Origin of the sequence: Streptomyces sp. NPDC052236 (genome assembly GCF_044548015.1) — a bacterium.
Classification (GTDB): domain Bacteria; phylum Actinomycetota; class Actinomycetes; order Streptomycetales; family Streptomycetaceae; genus Streptomyces.
Genome location: NZ_JBIUBL010000024.1, coordinates 129769 through 149879 on the forward strand (window position 1 = coordinate 129769; position 20111 = coordinate 149879).

Genomic DNA, 20111 nt, shown 5'->3' on the forward strand with positions numbered 1-20111 from the left:
TCCGCCTGGACCGACAGAACTCCTCAGCAAGGTTCATCGTCCCAGGTCAGGAAGGCACTTTGGCATTTCCGACTCATAGCCGGCCGTCCCCGAGCGAAACGGCGAGGCTGACGCCCCGCGATACCAACAGAACACCGGGAGTTACCGGGATGCGGGTGATGCGGCGGGCGGTGAGGCCTACCTCGGTGGCGCGGTCGCATAGAGGTTGACGTCGCGGGCGCCCTTCAGCCCGCCACAGCGTCGTCGGCACGACATGAACGACTGCTCGTACTCGGAGATATTGACGAAGACCTCGGCCCCGGCCTGTCGCAGCGAGTGCGCGCGTTCGTCGTCCTGCCGCACGAACGCACGCACCGGGTGCCCTTGTTCGCTGGATGTCATTTTTGACATGGCGTCCATGCCGTCGTTCAACGCGGTAGTAGGTCAGGGTCCCGGTCCCGCCGGAGCCGGTCGACGAAGGCGAAGTCGTTGCGCTCGATGGCTGCCTCCGCGTGAGCCTTTGCGTCAGCCGGCCAGCCGGTTGTACTTGCGGATCTGGGTGTAGAAGATCCGGGAGGGCACGATGCGGCGCAGCGTGCTGATGCGCCCGGCCAGCGGGCCAGTGGTGTACCGCAGCTTCGGATTCCGATCCGTCGCTGCCGCCACGATCGCCTTGGCGACGGTGGCGGGGGCGTCGCCGTCCCTGACCGCCGTCGCGATCACCTGGTCGGCGATGCGGCGCTGCTTCTCGTAGACCTGCAGGGGCGTATCGGGCTGCGTGCTGTTCGCCTCGAACCCGGTGTTGGTCCCGCCGGGTTCGACGAGGAGGACCCGCACGCCGTGTTCCCGGACCTCGTGGTCCAAGGACTCGGAGTACCCCTCGACCGCATGCTTGGACGCGGCATAGACAGCCAGGTATGGCGCCGGGATGAGACCGAAGATCGACGAGAGGTTGATGATGCGTCCGCTTCCCCGGGCTCGCATGTGCGGCAGGACCTCCTTCACCGTGCGCATGACGCCGAAGACGTTGATGTCGAAGACGCCCTGGGCCTGTGCGACAGAGTTTTCCTCCGCTGCCCCCGTCAAGCCGATACCGGCGTTGTTGACCAGGACGTCAATCCGCCCGAACCGGTCGACCACTTGCTGGACCGCGGCTGTGACCGACTTGTCACTGGCCACGTCGAGGTCAAGGAACGTCACACCGTCGAGCGGCGTGACGCGCGAGGTGTCACGGCTTGTGCCGACCACGTCGAAACCCGCTTCGACCAGCGCGAACGCGGTCGCCCTTCCGATGCCGGATGACGCACCTGTCACGAGTACCACCGGCCGATTTTTCGTCATCACAGGCTCCCTGAGGCATTTTGAAACCGATCGGTTTCCCCTCACCGTAAACCGATCGGTTTCCGTGTGCAAGCTCAGGCAGGGAACTGATCCGGGCCACGTCACCGGCTGCCTTCAGGTCGATCCGTCACCGGCAGGTCGGTGCGTTCGACCGCGCGTCCGCGCGTCCGCGCGAGGCATTGCGCCGTACGGTGCGGGAGCAATGGGTCTGTAGGCCCGCGCTTTTCAGGCGGCTTGCCGCATGAAATGACGGCATGGGCGGGATCAGCGTGCAGAAGAGACGTGAGAGCGTCACCCGCGCAGCGATCGCCGAGTTCGCGCTCCCGGGCTACTACGGCACCTCTGTCGAGGCCGTCGCCAAGCCCGTCGGTGTCACGCAGCCTTACGTCCTCCGGCTCTTCCCGGGCAAGAAGGCGATCTTCTTCGCCGCCTTGATGCGGAGCATAGAAGACACCCGCCTGGCTTTCGACCGGGCGGCCAACGGGGTGGAGGGTGGAGAGCAGGCCCTCCACGCAATGACGAACGCTTACACGCGTCTGATCTCGACGCACCCCCGAAACGTTCCTGATGCAGATGCAGGGATACGCCATCGTGGCCGCCGCCGGGGCCCAGGGTGATGACCTGATCGGCGAGCTCGTCCGGCCGGCTGGATGAGGCTCTGGGAAACCGTGCGCCTGCCGCTGGGCGCCGATGTCAACGAGGCCACAACTTTCCTCGCTTGCGGCATGCTCAACAACACTCATACGGCCATCGGGCTTCCCCTGGGCGCCGGCAAGTAAGGGGCACGCAGTCATGCGAGCTGCTCCGGCTGCCCCAAACCGGCATCAACCCGGGGAGCACATCGGTGACCGAGCCTGCTCGAAAAGGCAATGCGTCAGTGCATGCCTGCCGCGTCGAGCAGGGTGGCCACCGTGGGCGCGATGAGCCCTGTCAGCTTGTCGGCTCCGATCCCTGCGCGGGCGCTGGCGCCGTCGAAGACCAAGCTGAGCTGCCGGGCCAGCAGGTCGGGATTGCTTGCGCCACCCTGTTCGGCCTCGGTACGGAAGAAGGCTGTCAGGTTCTCCTTGATCCGGTGGGCCACCTGGCTTGCGGGGTGGCTCCGATCCTTGAGCTCGATCTGCGCAGCCAGGTACGGGCAGCCTCGGAACTCGGGCCCGCCCGCCTGCAATTCCACCTGCTCGAAGACGTGTGTGACCCGCTCGCGGGGTGAACGGCCATCGTCCGCCGCGGGCAGGAGTGTCGCCACGTGGGCAGATGCGCGTTGCTCCAGGCTTGCCGCCAGCAGTTCGTCCTTGCTCTCGAACAGCTGGTACATGGAGCGCTTCGACACCCCCGCCGCCTTGCACAGTGCCTCGACGCCGATGCCGACACCGTCTCGGTAGGTGAGCGTGGCCGCCGCCTCCAGCAGCCGCTCTCGGGGACTTGGCTTCGCCTCGGTGGTCATACCGCGAGGTTAACTCGATTCCGGCGAAAGGAAAACCGATCGGTTTTCAAGGGCCATCGGGGCGATACCTGCGTTGCGCACAGCTCAGGCTTCGTCTCGACCGGGATGCGGTGCAGCCCCTTGGTTGCCGGCTTTGCCGGCACTCGATAGAACCTGATCGTCGTTGGTGCATTCACCGCCTGGTGGCAGTGACCGCGGCTGGGACGCCGTCCGATGGGCCTACATCGCCACGGTCGGCTGGGGCAACCGGATCCGAACCCCTTCGCTGCCGCCTCGCCCTTCAGCAGGCCGGACGTGGACGCTCCGTCGCGGATCATGGCCCACAGAACATTGGCTCTGCGACGGGCGAGTGATAGCACGGCCTGCTTGTGCCCCTTGCCTTCGGCACGCTTGCGTTCGTAGCAGGCCATGAGGCGGGCCCGCAGGAGGCCGCGGTGGTAGCGGCGGGGGCGGCGCACGTTTTTCAGCAACGCGAGTGAGCCGTACGACCATGGCTCGTCCCGCCGTGAGGAGGGTCGCCGCCCCCGGATCGGTCGCGTTATCGGGGGGTCAGCACACAGAACTCCTGGCCATCGGGATCGGCCATCACCACCCAACTGACCTCGCCCTGGCCGCTGTCGATTCGGGTCGCCCCGAGGGAGACGAGACGGTCGACCTCCGCTTGCTGATCACCGTGGACAGGTGGAGCGAGGTCGAAATGCAGCCGGTTATTCCCGGTCTTCGGCATCAGTGGCGGACCGCCCCACGTGATCTTCGGACCGCCGCGCGGCGAGCGGATCGCGGTCTCCTGGTCCTGGTCCCAGACCAACGGCCAGCCCAACGCTTGGCTCCAGAAGTACCCGACGTCCTGCGAACCGTCGCACGCAAGCGCTCCGATGAATCCGCAGTCAGCAAGGAAGTTGTTGCCCGGCTCGATGACGCAGAACTCATTGCCTTCGGGGTCGGCGAGCACCACATGACCCTCCTCCGGGCGTTGACCGATGTCGATGTGCCGGGCGCCGAGTCCGAGCGACCTCGCCACAACCTGCTGCTGGTCATCAAGGGACGTGCTCGTCAGATCGAAGTGCATCCGGTTCTGGCCTGCCTTCTGCTCCTGGGCCGAAAGAAACCGGATCCGGAACCCGGTGTCATCGCTCGGCAGGAGCGCGATGCCGTCGTAGGAGTCGTCGGCCATCTCCCAGCCCAGGACGCCGGCCCAGAAGCGCGCGAGACGGAGCGGGTCGTTCGCGTCGAAACAGAGCGCGTGGAGGTGAGAAGTCATTTTTCGGGATCTCCGAGCTGCTGACTCGCTGTCCCACCCGCCGATCGGGTAGGGCAGTCCACCAGCAAGAAGGCTTTCATCCAGGTCGTGGCTGGAGCCTGCCCAGACGGCGCCACCCGGTCAACTCATTAACGACCCGCGCTCAACCACTGTCGTCACAACAGTCCTCCTCGTCCACCAAAGTCACAGGCTCGTGAGGAGGTCGTCGAGCGGGGCCGGTGCCTGTTCGGGGTCGAGGGCCTCGACGAGGAGGCGGCCGTAGCGGATCTTGCGGCCTTTCTTCGTGCCAAGGAAGCGCCGCAACTGCTGCTGCCGGGGCCGACCGTGGTGTGCGGGCTGGCGCAGGAAGGTCTGCCAGGCACGGAAGTCGCCCTCGGCCCGGATGATCTCCGCGACCCTTGCCGTGCCCAGCGCGCGGATGAGCTCATCCTCCAGGTCCGTCACGCACACGAAGAAGCCCCGGCGCGGCGCCCGTGCCCGCTTCAGGCCGCGGTCGTAGAAGCGCTGCTCGCCCTCGTCGCACAGTCCTGCCAGGCGCAGGCCAAGGCCGGGCGGCCCGAGGAGGTCGGCGTAGCGGCCGACGCTCATCGCCCCGCCCATCGGCACGACGCACACCCCCTCGGCGGCCAGGTCCCGGCCACGCCGTGCGGCCAGCGCCTCAACGGCAGCGAGGTCGCTTGGCCCTTCCAGCAGCACCGCTGTCCGCACCCCCAGTCGCACAGCCAGATCACTCGCCGGCCCGCCGGGACCGCCGGCCGCCCAGCCACTCACCTCGTCCCGGAACGCCCGCATGTCCGCCATGGAGCGAGTCTGCACCTCCACCGACGGCAGGGCACCGGATTATTCGACGGCCCCGCTCGACATGACCGGCGCCCTCGTCACCTGGGCAGTCGGCGGAGAGCAGGCGTGCCAGCCCGTGCCTCAGAGCGGCTGGTGCGTCGTCGTACGCCGCCTCCACCGCCTCGTCCGGCACGGGCGGACACGGGCGGACACGGGCGGCGCGCAGGGCGTACCCGGCGACGACTGGGTCGGGGTCGGGCAGCCGCTCGGCAAGAAAGCGCGCTCGGAGGTCCTGCGCCAGAGGGCTGTTGACAGTTCGTGCGAGATGTCAACGAGGGGTTGTCCCCGCTGGTCATAGGGGCGAAGGCTGCTGCTTGGTGGCGCAGTGGATGCCTCCGCCGCCCTCGGCGAGCGTGTTGATCTCCAGTTGGACGACAGCGCGCCCTGGGTGGAGGTCTTTGATGATGGAGGCGGCGCGTTGGTCTGCGGTCGGGTCGCCGAAGCGGGGGAGGATCACAGCGCCGTTGACGACGTAGCAGTTGGCGTACGTGGCGAGGAAGTACCGTCCTCGCTTACCGATTCGGGTGGGTTCGGGCTCGGGCAGCTCGACAACTTGGAGTTTGCGGCCGTGTGCGTCGGTCGCGGTCTCAAGGACCTGGCGTGCCTGGTGGTAGGCCCGTGTCCACAGGTCCGGCTTGGTACTGGTCGGCGGGCGGCTGATGACGACGGTGCCGGGTTTGACGAACCGGGCCACGGCGTCGACGTGGTAGTCGGTGAACGGGACGACCTCGTACGACTGGGGGTGATCATCGATCCGACGGTGACCGCCCGGATCGACGCGGGCCTGATGCCCTTCGTGCGGGTGAGGATGTTCGGCCCCGCGAACTCTCCAGAAATGTGAACTGGTGTATGCAACCGGGCCGTTCGGACAGTAAGTTGTTGCGCGTTGAACAACCCATGCCTCGGCTGAAAGACGGACCGTACTCATGACCGACCATGCGACGCCGCCCGGACCCGCAGCGCGTCAGAAGTTCGACACTTCGGTGCCGCACTCGGCCCGGATCTGGAACTACTGGTTGGGCGGGAAGGACAACTACCCCGTCGACGAGGAGGCCGGCGACGCGTACACCGCCGTCTTCCCCGGCATCGTCACCATCGCCCGCAGCAGCCGCGCCTTCCTGCGCCGCAGCATCACGTACCTGGTCACCGAGGCGGGCATCCGGCAGTTCCTGGACATCGGAACCGGCCTGCCGACCGCTGACAACACCCATGAGGTCGCCCAGCGAATCGCACCTGAGACCCGGATCGTCTACGCCGACAACGACCCGATGGTCCTGGCACACGCCCGCGCCCTGCTCTCCTCCACCCCTGAGGGGGCAACTGCCTATGTCGACGCCAACGTGCTGGACCCGGACCGCATCCTGGCTGCCGCCGCCGAGATCCTGGACTTCACCCGCCCCACCGCCCTCATCCTCAGCAACATCCTGGGCCACGTCGCCGACGACGACCAGGCACGCTCCATCGTCACCCGCCTGATGGACGCACTGCCGTCCGGCAGCTACCTCTCCATCAACGACGGTTCACGGGGCATCGACCCGGTCTTCGAACAGGCCCAGGACGCCTACAACGAAAGCGGCGCCGTCCCGTACATCCTGCGCACCGTCGGCCAGATCACGGCGTTCTTCGACGGCCTGGACCTCATAGACCCCGGGGTCGTCCCCGTCCCCCTCTGGCGCCCGGATCCCACCTCCCCCACCCCGGAACCCATCGGCGAGCACGGCGGCCTCGCCCGCAAGCCGTGACACTCTGACGGGCCCCTGCTCGGCCAGGATCCGCCCCCAACCGGTTGCTCCAGGCGAGGCGACGTGGGCCGGTGTCTTGTGTGGCGTTCAGCGGCTGTGTCTCGCTGGTGGCTGCCTGTGGCTCTCCGGCCGCGACCGTGACCGGCGCCGTCGAAGTCGTACAGATCGAGTGTGCTGCGGCCCTCCCGCAGCTGCTGCATCAGCTCGTTCTCGTGGGCCGCCCGGGCGTGGGCGTGGTCGAGGATCCGGTCGGCGTCGGCCGCGGGGAGCGCCACGACGCCGTCGATGTCCCCGGCGATGAGATCGCGCGTGCGGACCGTGATGCCGCCAACCGTGACGGGGCTCCCGAAGCGGGACGACGACGAGACCCGTTTCGTCGGCGACGACACCGCGAGCGCCGCGTTGCGCCGCGCCCAGGCTGAGGATGCCGTCCCAGCACGACACGTCGGCGCGGCCCTGGTTGTCGATGACGATCATGCTCTGGCTGTCGGAGGCCTCGATCGCGGTGGTGGCGATGTGGGCTCCGGCCGGTCCGTCGGCGCGTGGTTCGAGCCCGACGGCGACGGCGAAACCCACCACGGATGCCGGGCCCCACACCGGCCCAATGCCCCCGACACCAGCCGGTAGGCCGAGCTGGTCGAGTGCGTCGCTGACCGCGGCGGAGTCGACCGCCGCGAAACGCTCCAGAAGAGATGAGTTGCTCATGTCTCCACTGCACCAGCCCACAGTCATACCGGTTCGTCGCGGCCCTCCCCGCCGGTCACCCCGCAGTCGGCACCGCCGGTCCACTGGACCTTGCGGACCTTGCGGACCTTGCGGACCTCTCGGGCGACACGTGGGTGTGGCTTCACCGCCGTATCTCGCCCGACTACCACGACGCCATGGCCGCGATGGGCGAACCGCCGGCTTGAGCCCTGTCCCGGCCCACTGGGCGCGGTCGGTGACCTCGCAGATCGCCATGTTCGAGTGCGGCCTCGGCGTCACCGTCGTGCCCGCGGCGGCCGCCGCTGTCCGCCCGGCCGTCAGCTTCCGGCCCTTCAGCCACAGGACGACGGCCATCGAGCTCACCACCATGACCAGATCCGCCCCCGACCCGCTGGTCCAGCAACTCACCACGCTCGCCGCGCGCATCACCGCGACGCAAGCACCGCCGCAACAAGCACCGCCGCCGCCGCCGGCCTGACGTCCCACGCGCACCCGGCACGGCATGACTCCGGACGCCTGCCGCCAACGGTCAGAGCGAGGCCGGCGCAACCCCAGCAGATCACCCGTGCAGGCGCCATGGGGTTCCGGTGGTCGGCTCCTTGCCCTCGTCGGCGGGCCTGAAGGTAGGCGGTCCAGTCAGTGGCTGCACGGCGGCGCCGAGGGCTACGCACGCACTCCACCAAGACGGGCGACGCCCCCGGTCCGCGCACGGTCGCGACAGCCGGGACAGCCGGGACAGCCGGGACAGCCGGGACGTACTGGGGTGGAAATCAATCCGGAATAAGCCAAATGTGACCAACCGGGCCGGGGGTGTAGCGGCGGGGACCGAGTCAGGGGAACGTGGGCACCCTCGCTGACGGTGCCGTCGGGGGTCGACGGGTCAGGGGCCGGACCGGGCGGGGTGTGAGGGGGAGCGTCGTGAGCGGAACAGATCGGCTGAAGGTGCTCGACGAGTTGGCGACGGCCGCGTGGACGGCGGTCCCAGCGGTCGTGCTGAACCCGGCCGTACCGTACGCGCCCATGTCCCGGGCGCAGTGGTTCGGGGCGTGGAAGCAGGTGGCGGTCGCGGTCGACGCGTTCCGCTCCGACCGGGACCAGCTGGACGGGGTGCTGGCGAACGCGGGGAAGATCGCGGCCAAGGCGAGGCAGCAGAACGCCCAGGCGAAGGTGAGGCAGTCGAAGGCCCAGGCGAAGGGCGAGGATGTTCCGGTGCCCGAGAGTCTCATCGCCGAGCTGTCGGCGGCGGAGGTCGCCGTCACGAAGGCGCAGGACGAGTACGACGACCTGCTGCGCGACGCCCGGACGGATGTGGTGGCCCAGATCAACGCTGGGCCCGCGCTGATCACCGTGACCCGCGACGGCTGGCTCGTGGTGGGCGCCCTGGGCATCGACGCCGCCAAGTACGACGCCCTGGCCGCACGGCTGGACGGGGAGCAGGCCGTGCTGGGCGCGCCGACCCCGCTCGCCGCCATCAGTACGCAGGTGGGCCGGATCCGCGGGATCGTCGACGGCGCCCGCCCGGCCGGGGCCACGGAGGCCGAGGTGGCGATCGCGGCGACGTGGTTCGGCGCCGAGGTGGTGCGCTCGCCGCGCGCGGCCGCGCAGTCGACGATGGTGCTGGAGTTGATGGACGCCGGGCACCTGGCCGCATCCGGCGACCAGCCCGCGGATCCCAAGGCGGCGTTGGACTGGCCGGCCGCCGCGATGATGAGGGAGCCGGAGGTGGGCACGACCAAGGCGGCGCGCGACCTGTGGTGGACCGGCTGGGCGGTGGCCATCGGCGCCGCCCAGAACCTTCCGGGCCGCTTTCGTGGTCGGGTCCCGGACTGGGGCGGCTATCACCCCATGGCCCACCGCAACTCCGATGAGGAGGTCCGCCAGCCGGTGGCCGGCCTGCACGCCGGATCCGTCTTCAACGTCGTCCAGGTCAAGGAGATGCAGCTCCTGGAGGACTACGTGGCCCTGCACGCCGTCGCCGCCACCACCGACCTGGAGATCCGCGCCATGACCGCCCCGCTGATCACGGCGACGTTCGGCTGAGGAAGGCCTGCGGCGGGCTACGACGGGCTGCGGCGGGCTGCGATCCAGGGCCCGGCCGGGGCAGGGGGCGGGGGCGGCGCCCGTCGCCCAGACCGGTCGGGTCGCGGCCGTCGCGCCGTACGACCAGGGTCCGGCGCTTCGCCGTGAACAGCCTGATGCGTTCCGTATCCGGCGGCAGGATGCGGTGGGGCGGCTGCTGATCGGGTAGCGGCCGGGCGTCAGGCGGTGCTCGACCTGCTTGCCGCCCAGGGTCTGGCCGATGTGACCTCCGCAACTCACTCCGCGAACGACCTCACCCGGCAGGCCGCACGAATCGAAGAGGCGAGAAGAAGACATCAGCAGGGTCAGCTGAAGCAGGCGGAATCGCACGCGAACAAGGCGAGAACCGACTACGCGTCCCAACGCCACGCCCAGGCGGTCGACAGCATGCGGATGGCTGTCGAGCTGTACCGGGAAGTGGTTCCGCACAGCCTCTGGCACAAACGCGAACTGGCACGAGTTCTGTTCGACTACGCCCACCACCTCGAAGCGCAGGGCAGCAGGAGTGCAGCGGTGGACGCGATGGCTGAAGCCGGTCTCCTCTTCACGCAGGTGTACGAACACAACGACCGCCGCTTCGCACCCGAGGTGGCGCTGTGCTCCCGCGAGTCGCGCCGCCTGCGGCTGGTGCGGTTACACCTGCGCCGCCGGCGCACCTACGTACCACCGCTCGCGACGTGACCGGCCCAGAAGGGGAAGAGTGGTCATCCTTGCTCGCGGTCGGCGAGGTACCGGCCCCGGCGGATGAGACCGGGCAGTACCACTCTCAGGACGACCGGACGGTGCCTGCTGGCGAGGAGCAGGCCGGGGGCGGCGAAGGCGAAGCCACAGGTCCCGGCGTGGCGTGAGGGCCTGGCCCGGTCGGCATGGTCAAGGCGCTCGCCGGCCGCGCCCGGCTGGGGCAGGGGCCGGTGACGTGCTGTACGTGTGAAGGCGCTATAGGTCCGCGCTTGTTCGCCGCTACTCGGAGCACCAGGCGAAGGAGGAGCCGGGCGTGGAACCTCGCCACGCTGGAGACGGTATTTGAAACAGCTGCGAGACCCGAACCCCCACGCATTGGCAGAAGCCCGCCACACGCACCCGTGGCAACAGCCACACTGCGGCCAGTACCGGAAGAACATGAAGCAGGACACCCGCACCCAGCCCCGTCTGCGCTCGGTGCGCCGCCGCGAAGGCCGGCGAAGACCCCGGTTCGGTGGCGGTGCCTAAGATCCACCGTCGTGAATGTTCATGAACTCGACCGGCAATACCGCACCCACGAAGGCTGCGTCCCACCGTGGGCGGTGGCGCTGCTGGTGGAGTACGGCCATCTCGACGAGTTCCGGCACCGGGCCGAGCGCGGCGACTGGTTCTGTGCCCACCACCTGGCCAAGGAACTGGCCGAACAAGGGAAGCGCGACGCGGCTCTGAGCGTGCTCGCCCCCTTCACGGACAGTGGCTGGTGGCAGGCAGTCAAGACAACCGCCGGCTTCCTCGACCGATGGGGACGCACCGATGATGCGATCACCCTCGTCCGCCCACTGGCCGAGGCAGGGGACCGGCTCGCGTTGGAACACCTTGCGCGGCTGCAGGCCCATATGGGGCGCACCGACGAGGTGATCGCGCTGCTCGGCCCGGGCACCGAGGACTGGTTCCTGGCGAAAGCGCTGGTTGAGTTGACTGAGAGCTGTGGCCGCGAGGCCGAAGTGGCGGATCTGCTGCCCTTGGGCCTCCCTGCCGGAAACCTGACCTGCTCATTCGCGGCCCCCGAGGGGCCCCTGTCCTACGAGCCTCCCGCGTGCCGTCAGCTCGGCCAAGCACCCTCGCCCTGGTGCTCGGCCAGGCAGCAGAGGAACTCCCGTACTCCATTGGCGAACCGCTCGGGGTCGGTCTCATGGACGGTGCATCCGATCGGGGCGGGCGGGGGCTGTGATTGGGCGGTGTAGTTGGCCCGTGAGCGCGTCAGTTGGTCTCTTGAGCGCTGGAGGTGGCCGACAGCGTTGATGTCGGACCCGGCTGGCACGATGCTCTGCATGGAACTCGCACACCCGCTCGATGGCCTGGACTCGCATCCCTGGTCTGCCTTCTCCCACGCCTACGGCAGCGCGGAGGATCTTGCCGACCTGCTGCGGGCCCTCACCGGGGCCGACGTGGACGCGGCGGGCGAAGCGCTCTCGGAGCTGTACGGCAGCGTGCTGCACCAGGGGACGGTCTACGCGGCCAGCGCGGAGGTCGTACTCTTTCTGGCCAGGATCGCGGTCGCGGGCCATCAGACGGAGGGTGTGCTGATGCTGCTCGGTGGCATGGCCGAGAGCGAGGACGAGCACGGCGTCGCACCGGGTACGGTCCGCGCGGCCGTGGCCGAGCAGCTTCCGCTGCTGCTGCCGCTGCTCGATGCCGCGGTCCCGGAGGTCCGTCAGGCCGCCGCCTGGACTGTGTCCCACACCCGCGCGACCGCGGCCACGCTCCCCGCGCTCCGCAAGCGCTGGGACAAGGAGCCCGAGCCCCTCGTGCGCGCCGAGGTGCTGACCGGGATCTCCCGGCTGGACCCGTCACTCGGCGCCGTCGCTGCCGCCACCGTCCTGGGCCCGTCCCAGCCGGCCGAGCTGCGCATGGCCGCCGTCTTCGCCTGCCTCGACGCGGGACTGTCCTGGACTGACGAACACCACGCGACGATGCTGTCCCTCCTGCCCGCCGACCCGCTGTTCACGGGCCGTCTCGACCTGGAACGCAACGAGCCGCTGGCCGCAGTCGTGGAGGTGTTGCTGAGCCGCGACCGTGACACGGACCGGGAGGCTGTTTTCGCGCTGCTCGATGCCGCCCTGCACGACGACCGGGCCGAGGTGCGTGCCGAGGCACTGTGGGCGGCTGATCGTGCCTGCATGCTCTCCCGCAGGGCCCCGCAGCGGCTGATGCCCGGCCTGATCGCGGCGGCTGTTGACGACGAGGCCGTGGTCGCCGTGTCGTCTCTCCTGGGGCGTCTGGGGACCGCCGCCGCACAGGCCGCGCACACACTGGCCCCGCTCGCCGGCAGGAACCCGGGGCAGGACGACAACCGTGCGGACCGGGCCCTGGCGGCGCTCGTGCTGGTGGCGCCGGACCAAGGTGCTCCGCTCCTGGCTCGTGGGCTGGGACGGCGCCCGCGTGCTCTCGATGCCGCTGCCGGGTTCCTGATGCCGGCCGGCTCCCCCCTCCCGTACGACGATGAGCTTCTCGGCTCCGTCCGGCGCCGCCTTTCCCAGCCGGAAGCCCTGAGCGGCAACGAGCCGTGGCAGCTGACGAACCTGCTGGCCGGATGGGGCGTACGGGCCGCAGCGGCCCTGCCGCAGCTGTACGCGGCGCTCCCCCGCTTTCCGGGGCAGGCCGCCCGGGCCATTACGGCGATCGCGGGCGACTGTACGCCCGGCGAGCGCGCACGGGCGGTCACGGAACTGCGGGCCACCGCCGAAAACGGCTCGCTCCCGGCGGCGAAGGCCCTGTACGACCTCACCGGCGAGCACGGAATTCTGCTGGACTGCCTTACCCAGGACCTTCGCCGCGGTTCCCGCGAACTCCGGGAGGCCGCCGCGACGGCAGGTGCGCTCGGCCCCCAGGCGTCGGCCCTGGCTCCGGTGCTGCGCGCGGCACTCAGCGGTGCGGACGGCGGTGCTGCCAACCCCGTACTGGACGCGGACACAGCACTCGCCGAAGCACTGTGGCGCATCACGCAGGACACCGCCACGGTGGTCGACGCCCTCGATTCGATCTTCGCCCGGGCCGGACAGGGCCCCTGGTCCCGGTGGTCCGCAGTTCGGGCGGCCCGGGTTACGGCGCTTCTGGGCCCCGCCGGGCGGCCGCTGGTACCCCGCCTGGAATCTCTGCTCGGCAACCCGGTGCAGGTACCGGCGGCGGCATTGGCACTCGTGGCCGTGGCGGAACCCGGCTCACTGGACCGTACCGGTCTCGCCGCGGCTGTCCTGGACGCGGCAGAACAGGAAGCTGATCCGACGGGGGCGTGCGAAGCCCTGGAAGCCCTGGGCGTCAGCGCCCTGCCGAACGGCCACATGCGGCGACTCGCCGCACTGGCCGACGGCGACGCACGGGTCGTCCGCTCGGGTGTGGAAGACCGGATCATCCGCCAGGATGAAGCCTTCCGAAACCGGGTCGGCACGCTCCTCGCCACCCTCACAAACCACGCCCCCCACTGACCCGGCCAACCACCGCAGACGACCGTCACCGGCCGCAGGGGCACGTTCACCGCCACCGACAGCTTTCCCTGAGCGCGTTGTTGGCCATGCGGGTCAACAACGCGCCCGGTCACAGGGGCGGCAGGTACTGCCGTGGAGTCCGAGTTGCCCGGCGGCGTGTTGCTCTGGTGTGACCTGGCGGCGGAGTTGCTCAATTCCGGCTCGCTGGTCACGACGTTCTTTCTCAGCTTGACAACGGTCTCCCGGAGTCGTGTCTCGGGTTCTGGAACCTGCTTTGTCTCTTTACGGACCCGCTTGTAGAACGGTGAGGACGGTGCGCACGCGCCCGTACTGCATGGCGAGGGCGATCAGTCCGCCAGGTCCGGGTAGTGGCGGAGGGAAGTACCCATGCCTGTCTATGCCGGTGCAGGACTGGGCGACCCGGTGGCAGTACGGGGCGTCCGTCGTTGACGGAGCGGCGCCGCGAAGCGACGCGCATGGAGATCGCCGAGGAGGCGGTCCGCGCACCCTGTGGCGCTACTTCCGCTCGAAGGAAGAGTGTGTGCGCCCCCTGCTCACGGCGGGCCTGGACATGATGGCCAAGCGCCTACGGGACTACTGGAGGGGAGGCGGCTCGCTCGCCCAGGTGATCGCGCCGCCGACGATCCCGGTGTGGTCGCCGCGCAGCGTGTGGAAGCCCTGCGTGACCTCGTACGCCTGAGCCGTGACGAGCCCGGACTGCGCGCCATCTGGCCCTGCCGCCCGACCAGCCGCCCGGCCCGCCTCTCGGCGAAACCCTCGCTCACGTTTTGCACATGATTTTTGACCCAGTTCCTCGATCCCGAAGCTTCTGCGGCTCTCGGCCGGAAGCGGATGATTCACCTCCCGGCACCAGGCTCCCGCCCCCGGGGATGCTGCCCCCTATCGACCGCGGAAGCCGAGCCGCCGGGGTCCCTCAGCACGTGCAATGATTGAATCATCAACCAACTTGGCTCCGGCGACCCAGCCGCCGAGAGGTCGTCAACCTGTGTCGCTCACCTGGGAGTTCGCCAGACAGGCGGAATACGGACGGTCTCGTCCTGATCATGTACTCCGGCCAAGGACGCACAAACCAGACCGACCACAACTGCCTGACCGCAACGCCAGGGCGCGCTGCTGTGCACGAACGGGCCGGTGCGGAGGGCAGCAGGGAAGTCGGTGCTTGGCTGAGCGGGTGATGACGGCGGTACTCCCCCGGCCTGAAACCCCCTGTTCAAGGGCTTGTCGCTGCGAGCGGATCCGCCCGAAGCGGCGGCTCAGTACCCGCGGGTCAGTGGATCGTCATCCTTGGCCCAAACGTGACGGACATAACTCAGATATCGGGTCTGAACGCTGCCATGGATGGGGGGCGCGTCACAGTTCGGGGAGTCGTAACGTTCTACCGCCAGTGCGGCTGATCGGCGTCACATCCCTGGCAGAGGTCTCGCAGAACTCAGTCGCACGCCCAGGGTTTGAGGGCTTTTCGCAAACGGCGACATGGGGAAATGTGATCGTTTCCGGGGGCTCTCGCAGAACTCTCGTATCTGGTCATTTATGCGTGTGCGCCGGGGCATGCCGGTTCTCGCGGTAGAGGTCGATGGCGAGAGCGACGGCGGCGTGGGTGGCGGGGTGGAAATCCTGGCGGCGCCAGATGAGGTGGACGGGGACAGGATCGGCGTCGCGCAGGGGGCGGTAGGTGATGCCGTCACGGCGGTACTGAGCGGCAGTGGCCTGGGGGGTGACGCCGACACAACGGCCGGTGGCGATGGCGGCGAGCCAGTCGTCGATGTCGTGGGTGTACTCGACAGCGGGCTGTGCGGTGTCGGACCACAGGTTCAAGGTGGTGGTGCCGGTACGGCGGTCGATGGCGAGAGTACGGGTGGCGATTTCATCCAGGCGGATGCTGCGGCGGCGGGCCCATAGGTCGTCGGAGGCGAGTGCCAGGTAGCGGTGCTCATGGCCGACGACGGCGTGTGACCAGGGCTTGAGGTCGAGCGGGGCGCGGATGACCGCGAGGTCGCACAGTCCCTCGGTGAGCCCGCCGGTGGAGGAGTTGTGGCGGATCAGCCGGAGTTCGGTCTCGGGGTGGCTGTGGTGCCAGCGGCGCTGGAATTCGGTGGTGTGACGGCCGAAGGCGGACCAGGCGTGGCCGATGTGCAGGCGGCTGTGGCCGGTGGAGGCTTCGGTGACGAGTTCGTCTGCGCCGGAGAGCAGCGGGCGTGCGCGGGCGAGAGCCTGTACGCCCGCGGTGGTGGGGACGACCGTGCGGCTGGTGCGGTGCAGCAGCCGCACCCCGAGGATCTTTTCCAGGGCGAGCAGGTTCCGGGAGACGGCGGCCTGGGAGACGCCCAGTTCAAGGGCCGCGTCCGTGAAGCTGCCGGTGTCGACGATGGCGACCAGGCAGCGCAGGTGCTTCAGCTCAAGACCGGCGGAGTTCCCTCGGCGTGCATCCATACGCTCAGCGTATCGACAGTTCCATGGATGCATTTTGCGTATCCCCGTGGGGGGCCCACGGTGGGGGCATGGTGCTGAAGAGCTCAGAGGACGCCGGGCAGGCCCTCGCCGCCGCCGACAGCAGTGCGCCCGGCCTGGGCGGGCCCCGTCTGGGCGGGGTGGCGTTGATGCTGGGCAGCGGGCTGTCCAACCAGGTCGGGGCATCGGTGGCAGCGCTGGCGTTCCCGGTGATCGGCCCGGTGGGGGTGGTCGCGGTCCGCCAGTGGGTGGCCGCCGGGGTGCTGTGGGCGGCCGGCAAGCCGCGGGCCGGGTTCTCCACGGTGCCGCCGACGACCGGTGCGCCCGCCTCCTCTCCGGCGAAGATGTTGTTCCGTTCGACGATGTTGCCCTCGGGGCCGGAGTAGCTGTTCGTCATCGGTTCTTCGACGTCCTGGAAGTAGTTGCCCTCGATGAAGCAGCCGGAGTCCGTGTTGCAGGCCGGCCCTGTGTCGCTGTTGCGCAGGAAGTAGTTGTTGTAGATGTGCACCGGGTCACCGAAGCGGGTGCGCGGGTTGCGCTGCGACGTCCGGTCGTACCAGTTGTGGTGGTACGTCACTTTCAGCCGTCCGATGTCCTGCGCCCCGTTGTTGTCGGAGTGGCCCAGCAGCATGTTCTTGGCGTGATCGTGGGTGTGATTCCAGGAGACGGTGATGTAGCTGGAGCCCCTCTTGATGTCGATGAGCCCGTCGTAGCCGGTGGACAGGTCGTTGTGGTCGATCCAGATGTGGTGCGAGAACATCTGCACATTAATCAGATCATCCGTCGCGCCGTCTATCGCCAGATTGCGGATGATGACGTTGTGCACGGCGTTCGGGGGCGGCGACGTGACCTTGTCGTCCACGGCCACACCGATGTTCAGGCCGCCTCCGGTCAGACGCGCAGTGGAGCCGAGGCCGATGACGGTCTTGTCCGAGGCCACCTGGTGCATGCCGTCGCTGGTCCCGGTGGGCAGCGTGATGGTGCCGCTGACCTGGACGACGAGCGGTTCATGGCGGGAGATGCAATCGATGAACTGTGCGGTGGTGGCGGCCGTGACGACCCGTCCGCCGGCGCCCCCGGTGGTGCCGCTCTGACCGAGGGCGTCCACACCGGCGAATCCGTCCACCGAGGCAGAAGCCGGCATTGGCGTGGCAGATGGGGGCGCGGATGGGGGCGCGGATGGGGGCGCGGCCGCGGCCGGCGTAGTGGCTGTTGCGCCGAGCAGCAGAGCGAACACGGCAACCCTGACCGCTACGCCACCTGCGGCACCGGTGCGAACGGCTCTGCCGCACGGGGAGACCGCGCGACGCGATGTCGTACCTGGCGGGCGGACGAAGCGCATGGCGGTGGCCCTTTCTATGGCGGCTCTGGGCATGCTGGTCGCGGCAGACCAGTTGTGCGCGGGTGGTCCGGAGACTCTTTGGACCACAGGGGGCAAGCGCTTTCTCCCGGAAGCTAGAGACTCGCTCCCCACGCGTCAACAGGTGCGGCAACCTGAATGCTGTTCGTGTCCGTGAATACGTTTCTGTCGGCACGGTCCCTGTACCGGACGCGGAGTGCGGGGCGCGGGGCGCCGGACGGCGCCATCGCGGAAGCGGCGATCGCGGTGGCCGAGCGGCTCGGACGCCCCTTCATGGCTCTTTACACCTACGTGCCCGGCAAGGCGGAGCTCCTCGACCCAGGTCTCCTGCGCGCGCCCGGTGCCTGGCCCGCAAGTCCCCTCCGCCATCTGGTACTTAGCTCCAGGTGCGCCACGGCGGGCCCGGCTGTGCGACGACGTCGCCGCGCTGGACTCCTGCCTGCCGCCCCAGCCGACTCGATACGCGGGCCCAGGTGTCATCGCAGCGTGACATCTTCGCCGATTGACCGGTCGCGGGCGGCGGTGACGACCAGGGCCGCAGCGGCGGCGTCCTGTACTGCCACGCCGACCGATTTGTAGAGGGTGATCTGATCCGGCGAGGTGCGTCCAGGTCGCTTGCCGGCGACGATTTCGCCCAGTTCGGCGTGGACGTGCTCGGCCGTGATGACGCCGTGGCGGATCGGCATCAGCAGATCGTTGGTGCCCGCCGGGAAGGCCGCCAGCGCGGCCTTCCGCGATTCGACGCACACCAGCGCTTCAGCAATCGTGGCGTCATCGATCTCACGGCCGGCGGGATTGAACCCCACCGAGGTGATGTGCACCCCGGGCGCCAGCCAGGGGCGGCGGACGACGGGTTCGAGCGCGTGGGTGGCCGTTGAGACGAGGTCCGCGCCGTCCAGCGCCTCGGCGTAGGTGGACGACGCCCGGATGTCGGTCTTCAGCTCGGACGACAGCTCATCGGCCAGGGCCGCCGCCTTCGCCGGATCCCGGCCGGCCACCCGAATCTGGCGGATCGGGCGGACCCTGCACATCGCGCGCGCGTGGGAGCGTGCCTGCACGCCCGTGCCTAGGACCGCCAGCACCGCCGCGTCCTCACGGGCCAGCAGCCGGGCGGACAGCGCCGAGCAAGCCGCGGTCCGCATCGCCGTGATGGCCGTACCGTCCAGCAAGGCCGTCGGCTCGCCGCTGTCCGGATCGAACACAACGATCAGCGCCTGGTGGGTCGGCAGTAGTGTCCCGGTGTTGTGCGGGAAGAGAGAGACCAGCTTGCTCACCAGCGCCCCCGCCGATGGCGCATAACCTGGCATGGCCGCCAGGAACCCCTCCCGTTCGGGCACCAGCGCGGCGATGCGGTTCGGCGCGGAGGCGCGGCCCGCGCTGAGGTCCGCCATCGCCGGGCCCAAGGCGTCGATCAGCCGGTCCACGTCAAGCAGCGCCTCGATCTGTGAGCGCCCAAGGACAAGCATCCGCCTCAACCTCCTGCTGGCCGCTGTCCCATGAAGGACCGCTCAGGCGAGAGCCTTGCCCACGGCCCCTTCGCCCCGGACACGACGCGCCGCCCTCCTGAGCACGTTCATCCGTACATATCTGAGCACATTCACCTGTTCGCCGACCCTTGGGATGTCATGGCAGATTCCCAGGGGGCCCGTCGCGTCTTTCGGCCGGCGCTTACGACAGGCCGGTGATGCCGGTCGGCCGGGGCCGCGATAAGCAGGCCCTCGGTTGTGTCGACCGCGGAGACGACCATGGTGATGTGGACCTGGGCTTCCCCTGGGGATCCCGAACGTGTCCGCGTCAGCACCCGGTCAGTACCGGCGCGGCGCCGCGCTGCCCCCCATTGGTCCGCCGACGCGACGGCGGCGTGCTGATCGCCGCCGATCCGGAACCGGCCCGTACGCTCGCCGGGCGCGATGTCCTCCGCGGGGCTGAAGTAGGTCCACAACCGGTTGGAGGTGCGCAGGGCGTCCAGGGCGTCCCGGTGGCCGCGCACCGCGGCGGCGTACTCCCTCGGCAGGCCGAGCGCGTCGAGGGACTCGTGCAACAGCTCGTCGGAGTCGGCCCGTACGAGTCCGGGCTCGATCTCCAGACTGCCGCGGCGCCGCCGCGCCCCGGTGCGCAATATCTGGGTCATCGAGTTACACGCCATCGGTCAGGCGGCGAAACCGATGTTCGACACGTATTCGTACTGGCCCCATTGGGAACCGAGGTCGACGATCTGGTCGATCCAGGCGTCGTCGAGGCCCTGGTCGTCGCCCGCGGCCCAGGCCTGGACGATGCGGTCCCAGTGGCGGATGTTGAGGGTGCGGTATTCCAGTACGCGCTGGTTCGGGCGTGGAACCTGGGACTGGTTGAGCGGGTGGATCTCGACCCTGGTCCCGCGGCCACGGTTGTTGAGGCGGCGGGTCAGGTGGCGGGCCACGTTCTGGCGTCGCACGGTGCGGTAGGCGGTGTCGATCCGCTCGAGGTTCTTGCGCGAGGGGCTGCGTTTGCCGTCCAGCCAGGACTTGAGGGTGCGGTCGGTGACGGTGAGGCCAGCCGCGCGGGCCTGCTCGCGGGCGTGGGTGGTGCGGGTCAGGTAGTGCAGGCGTGCCATGAGGCCGCGCTTCTGGGTGATGGGAGTGACAATGAAACCGGCGAGGGCGTCGAGCTGACGGGCCACCAACTCGTAACCTTTGATGCCGCGGGCGCCGAACTTGCCGAACTCGATGTTGCGCTCGGGCACCTG

At 69.2% G+C, this 20111-nt stretch carries 21 protein-coding genes and 3 pseudogenes; 10 read left to right on the forward strand and 14 right to left on the reverse strand.

What is annotated here, in order from left to right; genetic code table 11:
* Nucleotides 1–177: 177 nt before the first annotated feature.
* Both ACIHCQ_RS32495 and ACIHCQ_RS32500 read right to left on the reverse strand, forming a co-directional pair.
* Nucleotides 178–381 (reverse strand): hypothetical protein, encoded by a 204-nt coding sequence (locus ACIHCQ_RS32495; protein WP_399670429.1) that lies wholly within the window; start codon nt 379–381, stop codon nt 178–180.
* Nucleotides 382–504: 123 nt separating this feature from the next.
* Nucleotides 505–1320 (reverse strand): oxidoreductase, encoded by an 816-nt coding sequence (locus ACIHCQ_RS32500; protein ID WP_399670431.1) that lies wholly within the window; start codon nt 1318–1320, stop codon nt 505–507.
* A gap of 254 nt (nt 1321–1574) precedes the next feature.
* On the opposite strand from ACIHCQ_RS32500, the gene ACIHCQ_RS32505 reads away from it, so the two are divergent.
* Nucleotides 1575–1937: a TetR/AcrR family transcriptional regulator gene (locus ACIHCQ_RS32505; protein ID WP_399670434.1), complete on the forward strand. Its 363-nt coding sequence runs from the start codon at nt 1575–1577 to the stop codon at nt 1935–1937.
* A gap of 257 nt (nt 1938–2194) precedes the next feature.
* On the opposite strand, the gene ACIHCQ_RS32510 is transcribed toward ACIHCQ_RS32505, so the two are convergent.
* From ACIHCQ_RS32510 to ACIHCQ_RS32530, 5 genes and pseudogenes are all read right to left on the reverse strand, one after another.
* Nucleotides 2195–2764: a TetR/AcrR family transcriptional regulator gene (locus tag ACIHCQ_RS32510; protein ID WP_399670437.1), complete on the reverse strand. Its 570-nt coding sequence runs from the start codon at nt 2762–2764 to the stop codon at nt 2195–2197.
* Nucleotides 2765–3063: 299 nt separating this feature from the next.
* A pseudogene (locus ACIHCQ_RS32515) lies at nt 3064–3225 on the reverse strand (IS110 family transposase); the annotation flags it as partial.
* A gap of 77 nt (nt 3226–3302) precedes the next feature.
* Nucleotides 3303–4025: a VOC family protein gene (locus ACIHCQ_RS32520; protein ID WP_399670440.1), complete on the reverse strand. Its 723-nt coding sequence runs from the start codon at nt 4023–4025 to the stop codon at nt 3303–3305.
* Between the two features lie 183 nt (nt 4026–4208).
* Nucleotides 4209–4826, reverse strand: a complete 618-nt coding sequence (locus ACIHCQ_RS32525; RefSeq protein WP_399670443.1) for a TOPRIM nucleotidyl transferase/hydrolase domain-containing protein — start codon at nt 4824–4826, stop codon at nt 4209–4211.
* A gap of 331 nt (nt 4827–5157) precedes the next feature.
* Nucleotides 5158–5559 carry an agmatine deiminase family protein gene (locus ACIHCQ_RS32530; RefSeq protein WP_399670446.1) on the reverse strand — a complete coding sequence of 134 codons (402 nt, stop codon included), beginning with the start codon at nt 5557–5559 and terminating at the stop codon, nt 5158–5160.
* Between the two features lie 9 nt (nt 5560–5568).
* Between ACIHCQ_RS32530 and ACIHCQ_RS32535 the strand changes: the two genes are divergently transcribed.
* Nucleotides 5569–5706, forward strand: a complete 138-nt coding sequence (locus ACIHCQ_RS32535) for a hypothetical protein (RefSeq protein WP_399670449.1) — start codon at nt 5569–5571, stop codon at nt 5704–5706.
* Nucleotides 5707–5791: 85 nt separating this feature from the next.
* Nucleotides 5792–6607: an SAM-dependent methyltransferase gene (locus ACIHCQ_RS32540; RefSeq protein WP_399670452.1), complete on the forward strand. Its 816-nt coding sequence runs from the start codon at nt 5792–5794 to the stop codon at nt 6605–6607.
* Nucleotides 6608–6694: 87 nt separating this feature from the next.
* Here the strand turns inward: ACIHCQ_RS32540 and ACIHCQ_RS32545 are convergent, their stop codons facing one another.
* On the reverse strand, nt 6695–7339 hold the full coding sequence (locus tag ACIHCQ_RS32545; protein WP_399670455.1) for a hypothetical protein: 645 nt from the start codon (nt 7337–7339) through the stop codon (nt 6695–6697).
* Nucleotides 7336–7458, reverse strand: coding sequence for a hypothetical protein (locus ACIHCQ_RS32550; RefSeq protein WP_399670457.1), 123 nt, complete (start codon nt 7456–7458; stop codon nt 7336–7338). The genes ACIHCQ_RS32545 and ACIHCQ_RS32550 overlap by 4 nt, the downstream gene beginning before the upstream one ends.
* Before the next feature lie 89 nt (nt 7459–7547).
* Between ACIHCQ_RS32550 and ACIHCQ_RS32555 the strand changes: the two genes are divergently transcribed.
* The 6 genes from ACIHCQ_RS32555 to ACIHCQ_RS32580 all read left to right on the forward strand — a co-directional run bounded on the left by ACIHCQ_RS32555 (nt 7548) and on the right by ACIHCQ_RS32580 (nt 14257).
* A complete protein-coding gene (locus tag ACIHCQ_RS32555; protein WP_399670460.1) occupies nt 7548–7790 on the forward strand; it encodes a hypothetical protein in 243 nt (80 codons plus the stop codon).
* A 440-nt stretch (nt 7791–8230) separates the two neighbouring features.
* Nucleotides 8231–9352, forward strand: coding sequence for a hypothetical protein (locus ACIHCQ_RS32560; RefSeq protein WP_399670463.1), 1122 nt, complete (start codon nt 8231–8233; stop codon nt 9350–9352).
* Nucleotides 9353–9577: 225 nt separating this feature from the next.
* Nucleotides 9578–10072 carry a hypothetical protein gene (locus ACIHCQ_RS32565; protein ID WP_399670466.1) on the forward strand — a complete coding sequence of 165 codons (495 nt, stop codon included), beginning with the start codon at nt 9578–9580 and terminating at the stop codon, nt 10070–10072.
* A 539-nt stretch (nt 10073–10611) separates the two neighbouring features.
* On the forward strand, nt 10612–11316 hold the full coding sequence (locus ACIHCQ_RS32570) for a hypothetical protein (RefSeq protein ID WP_399670469.1): 705 nt from the start codon (nt 10612–10614) through the stop codon (nt 11314–11316).
* Nucleotides 11317–11403: 87 nt separating this feature from the next.
* The gene (locus tag ACIHCQ_RS32575) at nt 11404–13557 is read left to right on the forward strand and encodes a hypothetical protein (RefSeq protein WP_399670472.1); all 2154 of its coding nucleotides are present in this window, start codon (nt 11404–11406) and stop codon (nt 13555–13557) included.
* 541 nt (nt 13558–14098) lie between these two features.
* Nucleotides 14099–14257, forward strand: coding sequence for a hypothetical protein (locus ACIHCQ_RS32580; RefSeq protein WP_399670475.1), 159 nt, complete (start codon nt 14099–14101; stop codon nt 14255–14257).
* Between the two features lie 845 nt (nt 14258–15102).
* Here the strand turns inward: ACIHCQ_RS32580 and ACIHCQ_RS32585 are convergent.
* Nucleotides 15103–16008 carry a LysR family transcriptional regulator gene (locus ACIHCQ_RS32585; RefSeq protein ID WP_399670478.1) on the reverse strand — a complete coding sequence of 302 codons (906 nt, stop codon included), beginning with the start codon at nt 16006–16008 and terminating at the stop codon, nt 15103–15105.
* 68 nt (nt 16009–16076) lie between these two features.
* On the opposite strand from ACIHCQ_RS32585, the pseudogene ACIHCQ_RS32590 reads away from it, so the two are divergent.
* Nucleotides 16077–16313, forward strand: a pseudogene (locus tag ACIHCQ_RS32590) (EamA family transporter); the annotation flags it as partial.
* 140 nt (nt 16314–16453) lie between these two features.
* Here ACIHCQ_RS32590 and ACIHCQ_RS32595 read toward each other — a convergent pair.
* From ACIHCQ_RS32595 to ACIHCQ_RS32610, 4 genes and pseudogenes are all read right to left on the reverse strand, one after another.
* Nucleotides 16454–17401 (reverse strand): annotated as a pseudogene (locus ACIHCQ_RS32595) (polysaccharide lyase family 1 protein); the annotation flags it as partial.
* A 461-nt stretch (nt 17402–17862) separates the two neighbouring features.
* On the reverse strand, nt 17863–18852 hold the full coding sequence (locus tag ACIHCQ_RS32600; RefSeq protein ID WP_399670483.1) for an ornithine cyclodeaminase family protein: 990 nt from the start codon (nt 18850–18852) through the stop codon (nt 17863–17865).
* Nucleotides 18853–18983: 131 nt separating this feature from the next.
* Entirely contained in the window at nt 18984–19517 is a 534-nt protein-coding gene (locus ACIHCQ_RS32605; RefSeq protein WP_399670486.1) for a hypothetical protein, read from the reverse strand.
* An 18-nt stretch (nt 19518–19535) separates the two neighbouring features.
* The gene (locus ACIHCQ_RS32610) at nt 19536–20108 is read right to left on the reverse strand and encodes a transcriptional regulator (RefSeq protein ID WP_399670489.1); all 573 of its coding nucleotides are present in this window, start codon (nt 20106–20108) and stop codon (nt 19536–19538) included.
* Nucleotides 20109–20111: the final 3 nt, after the last annotated feature.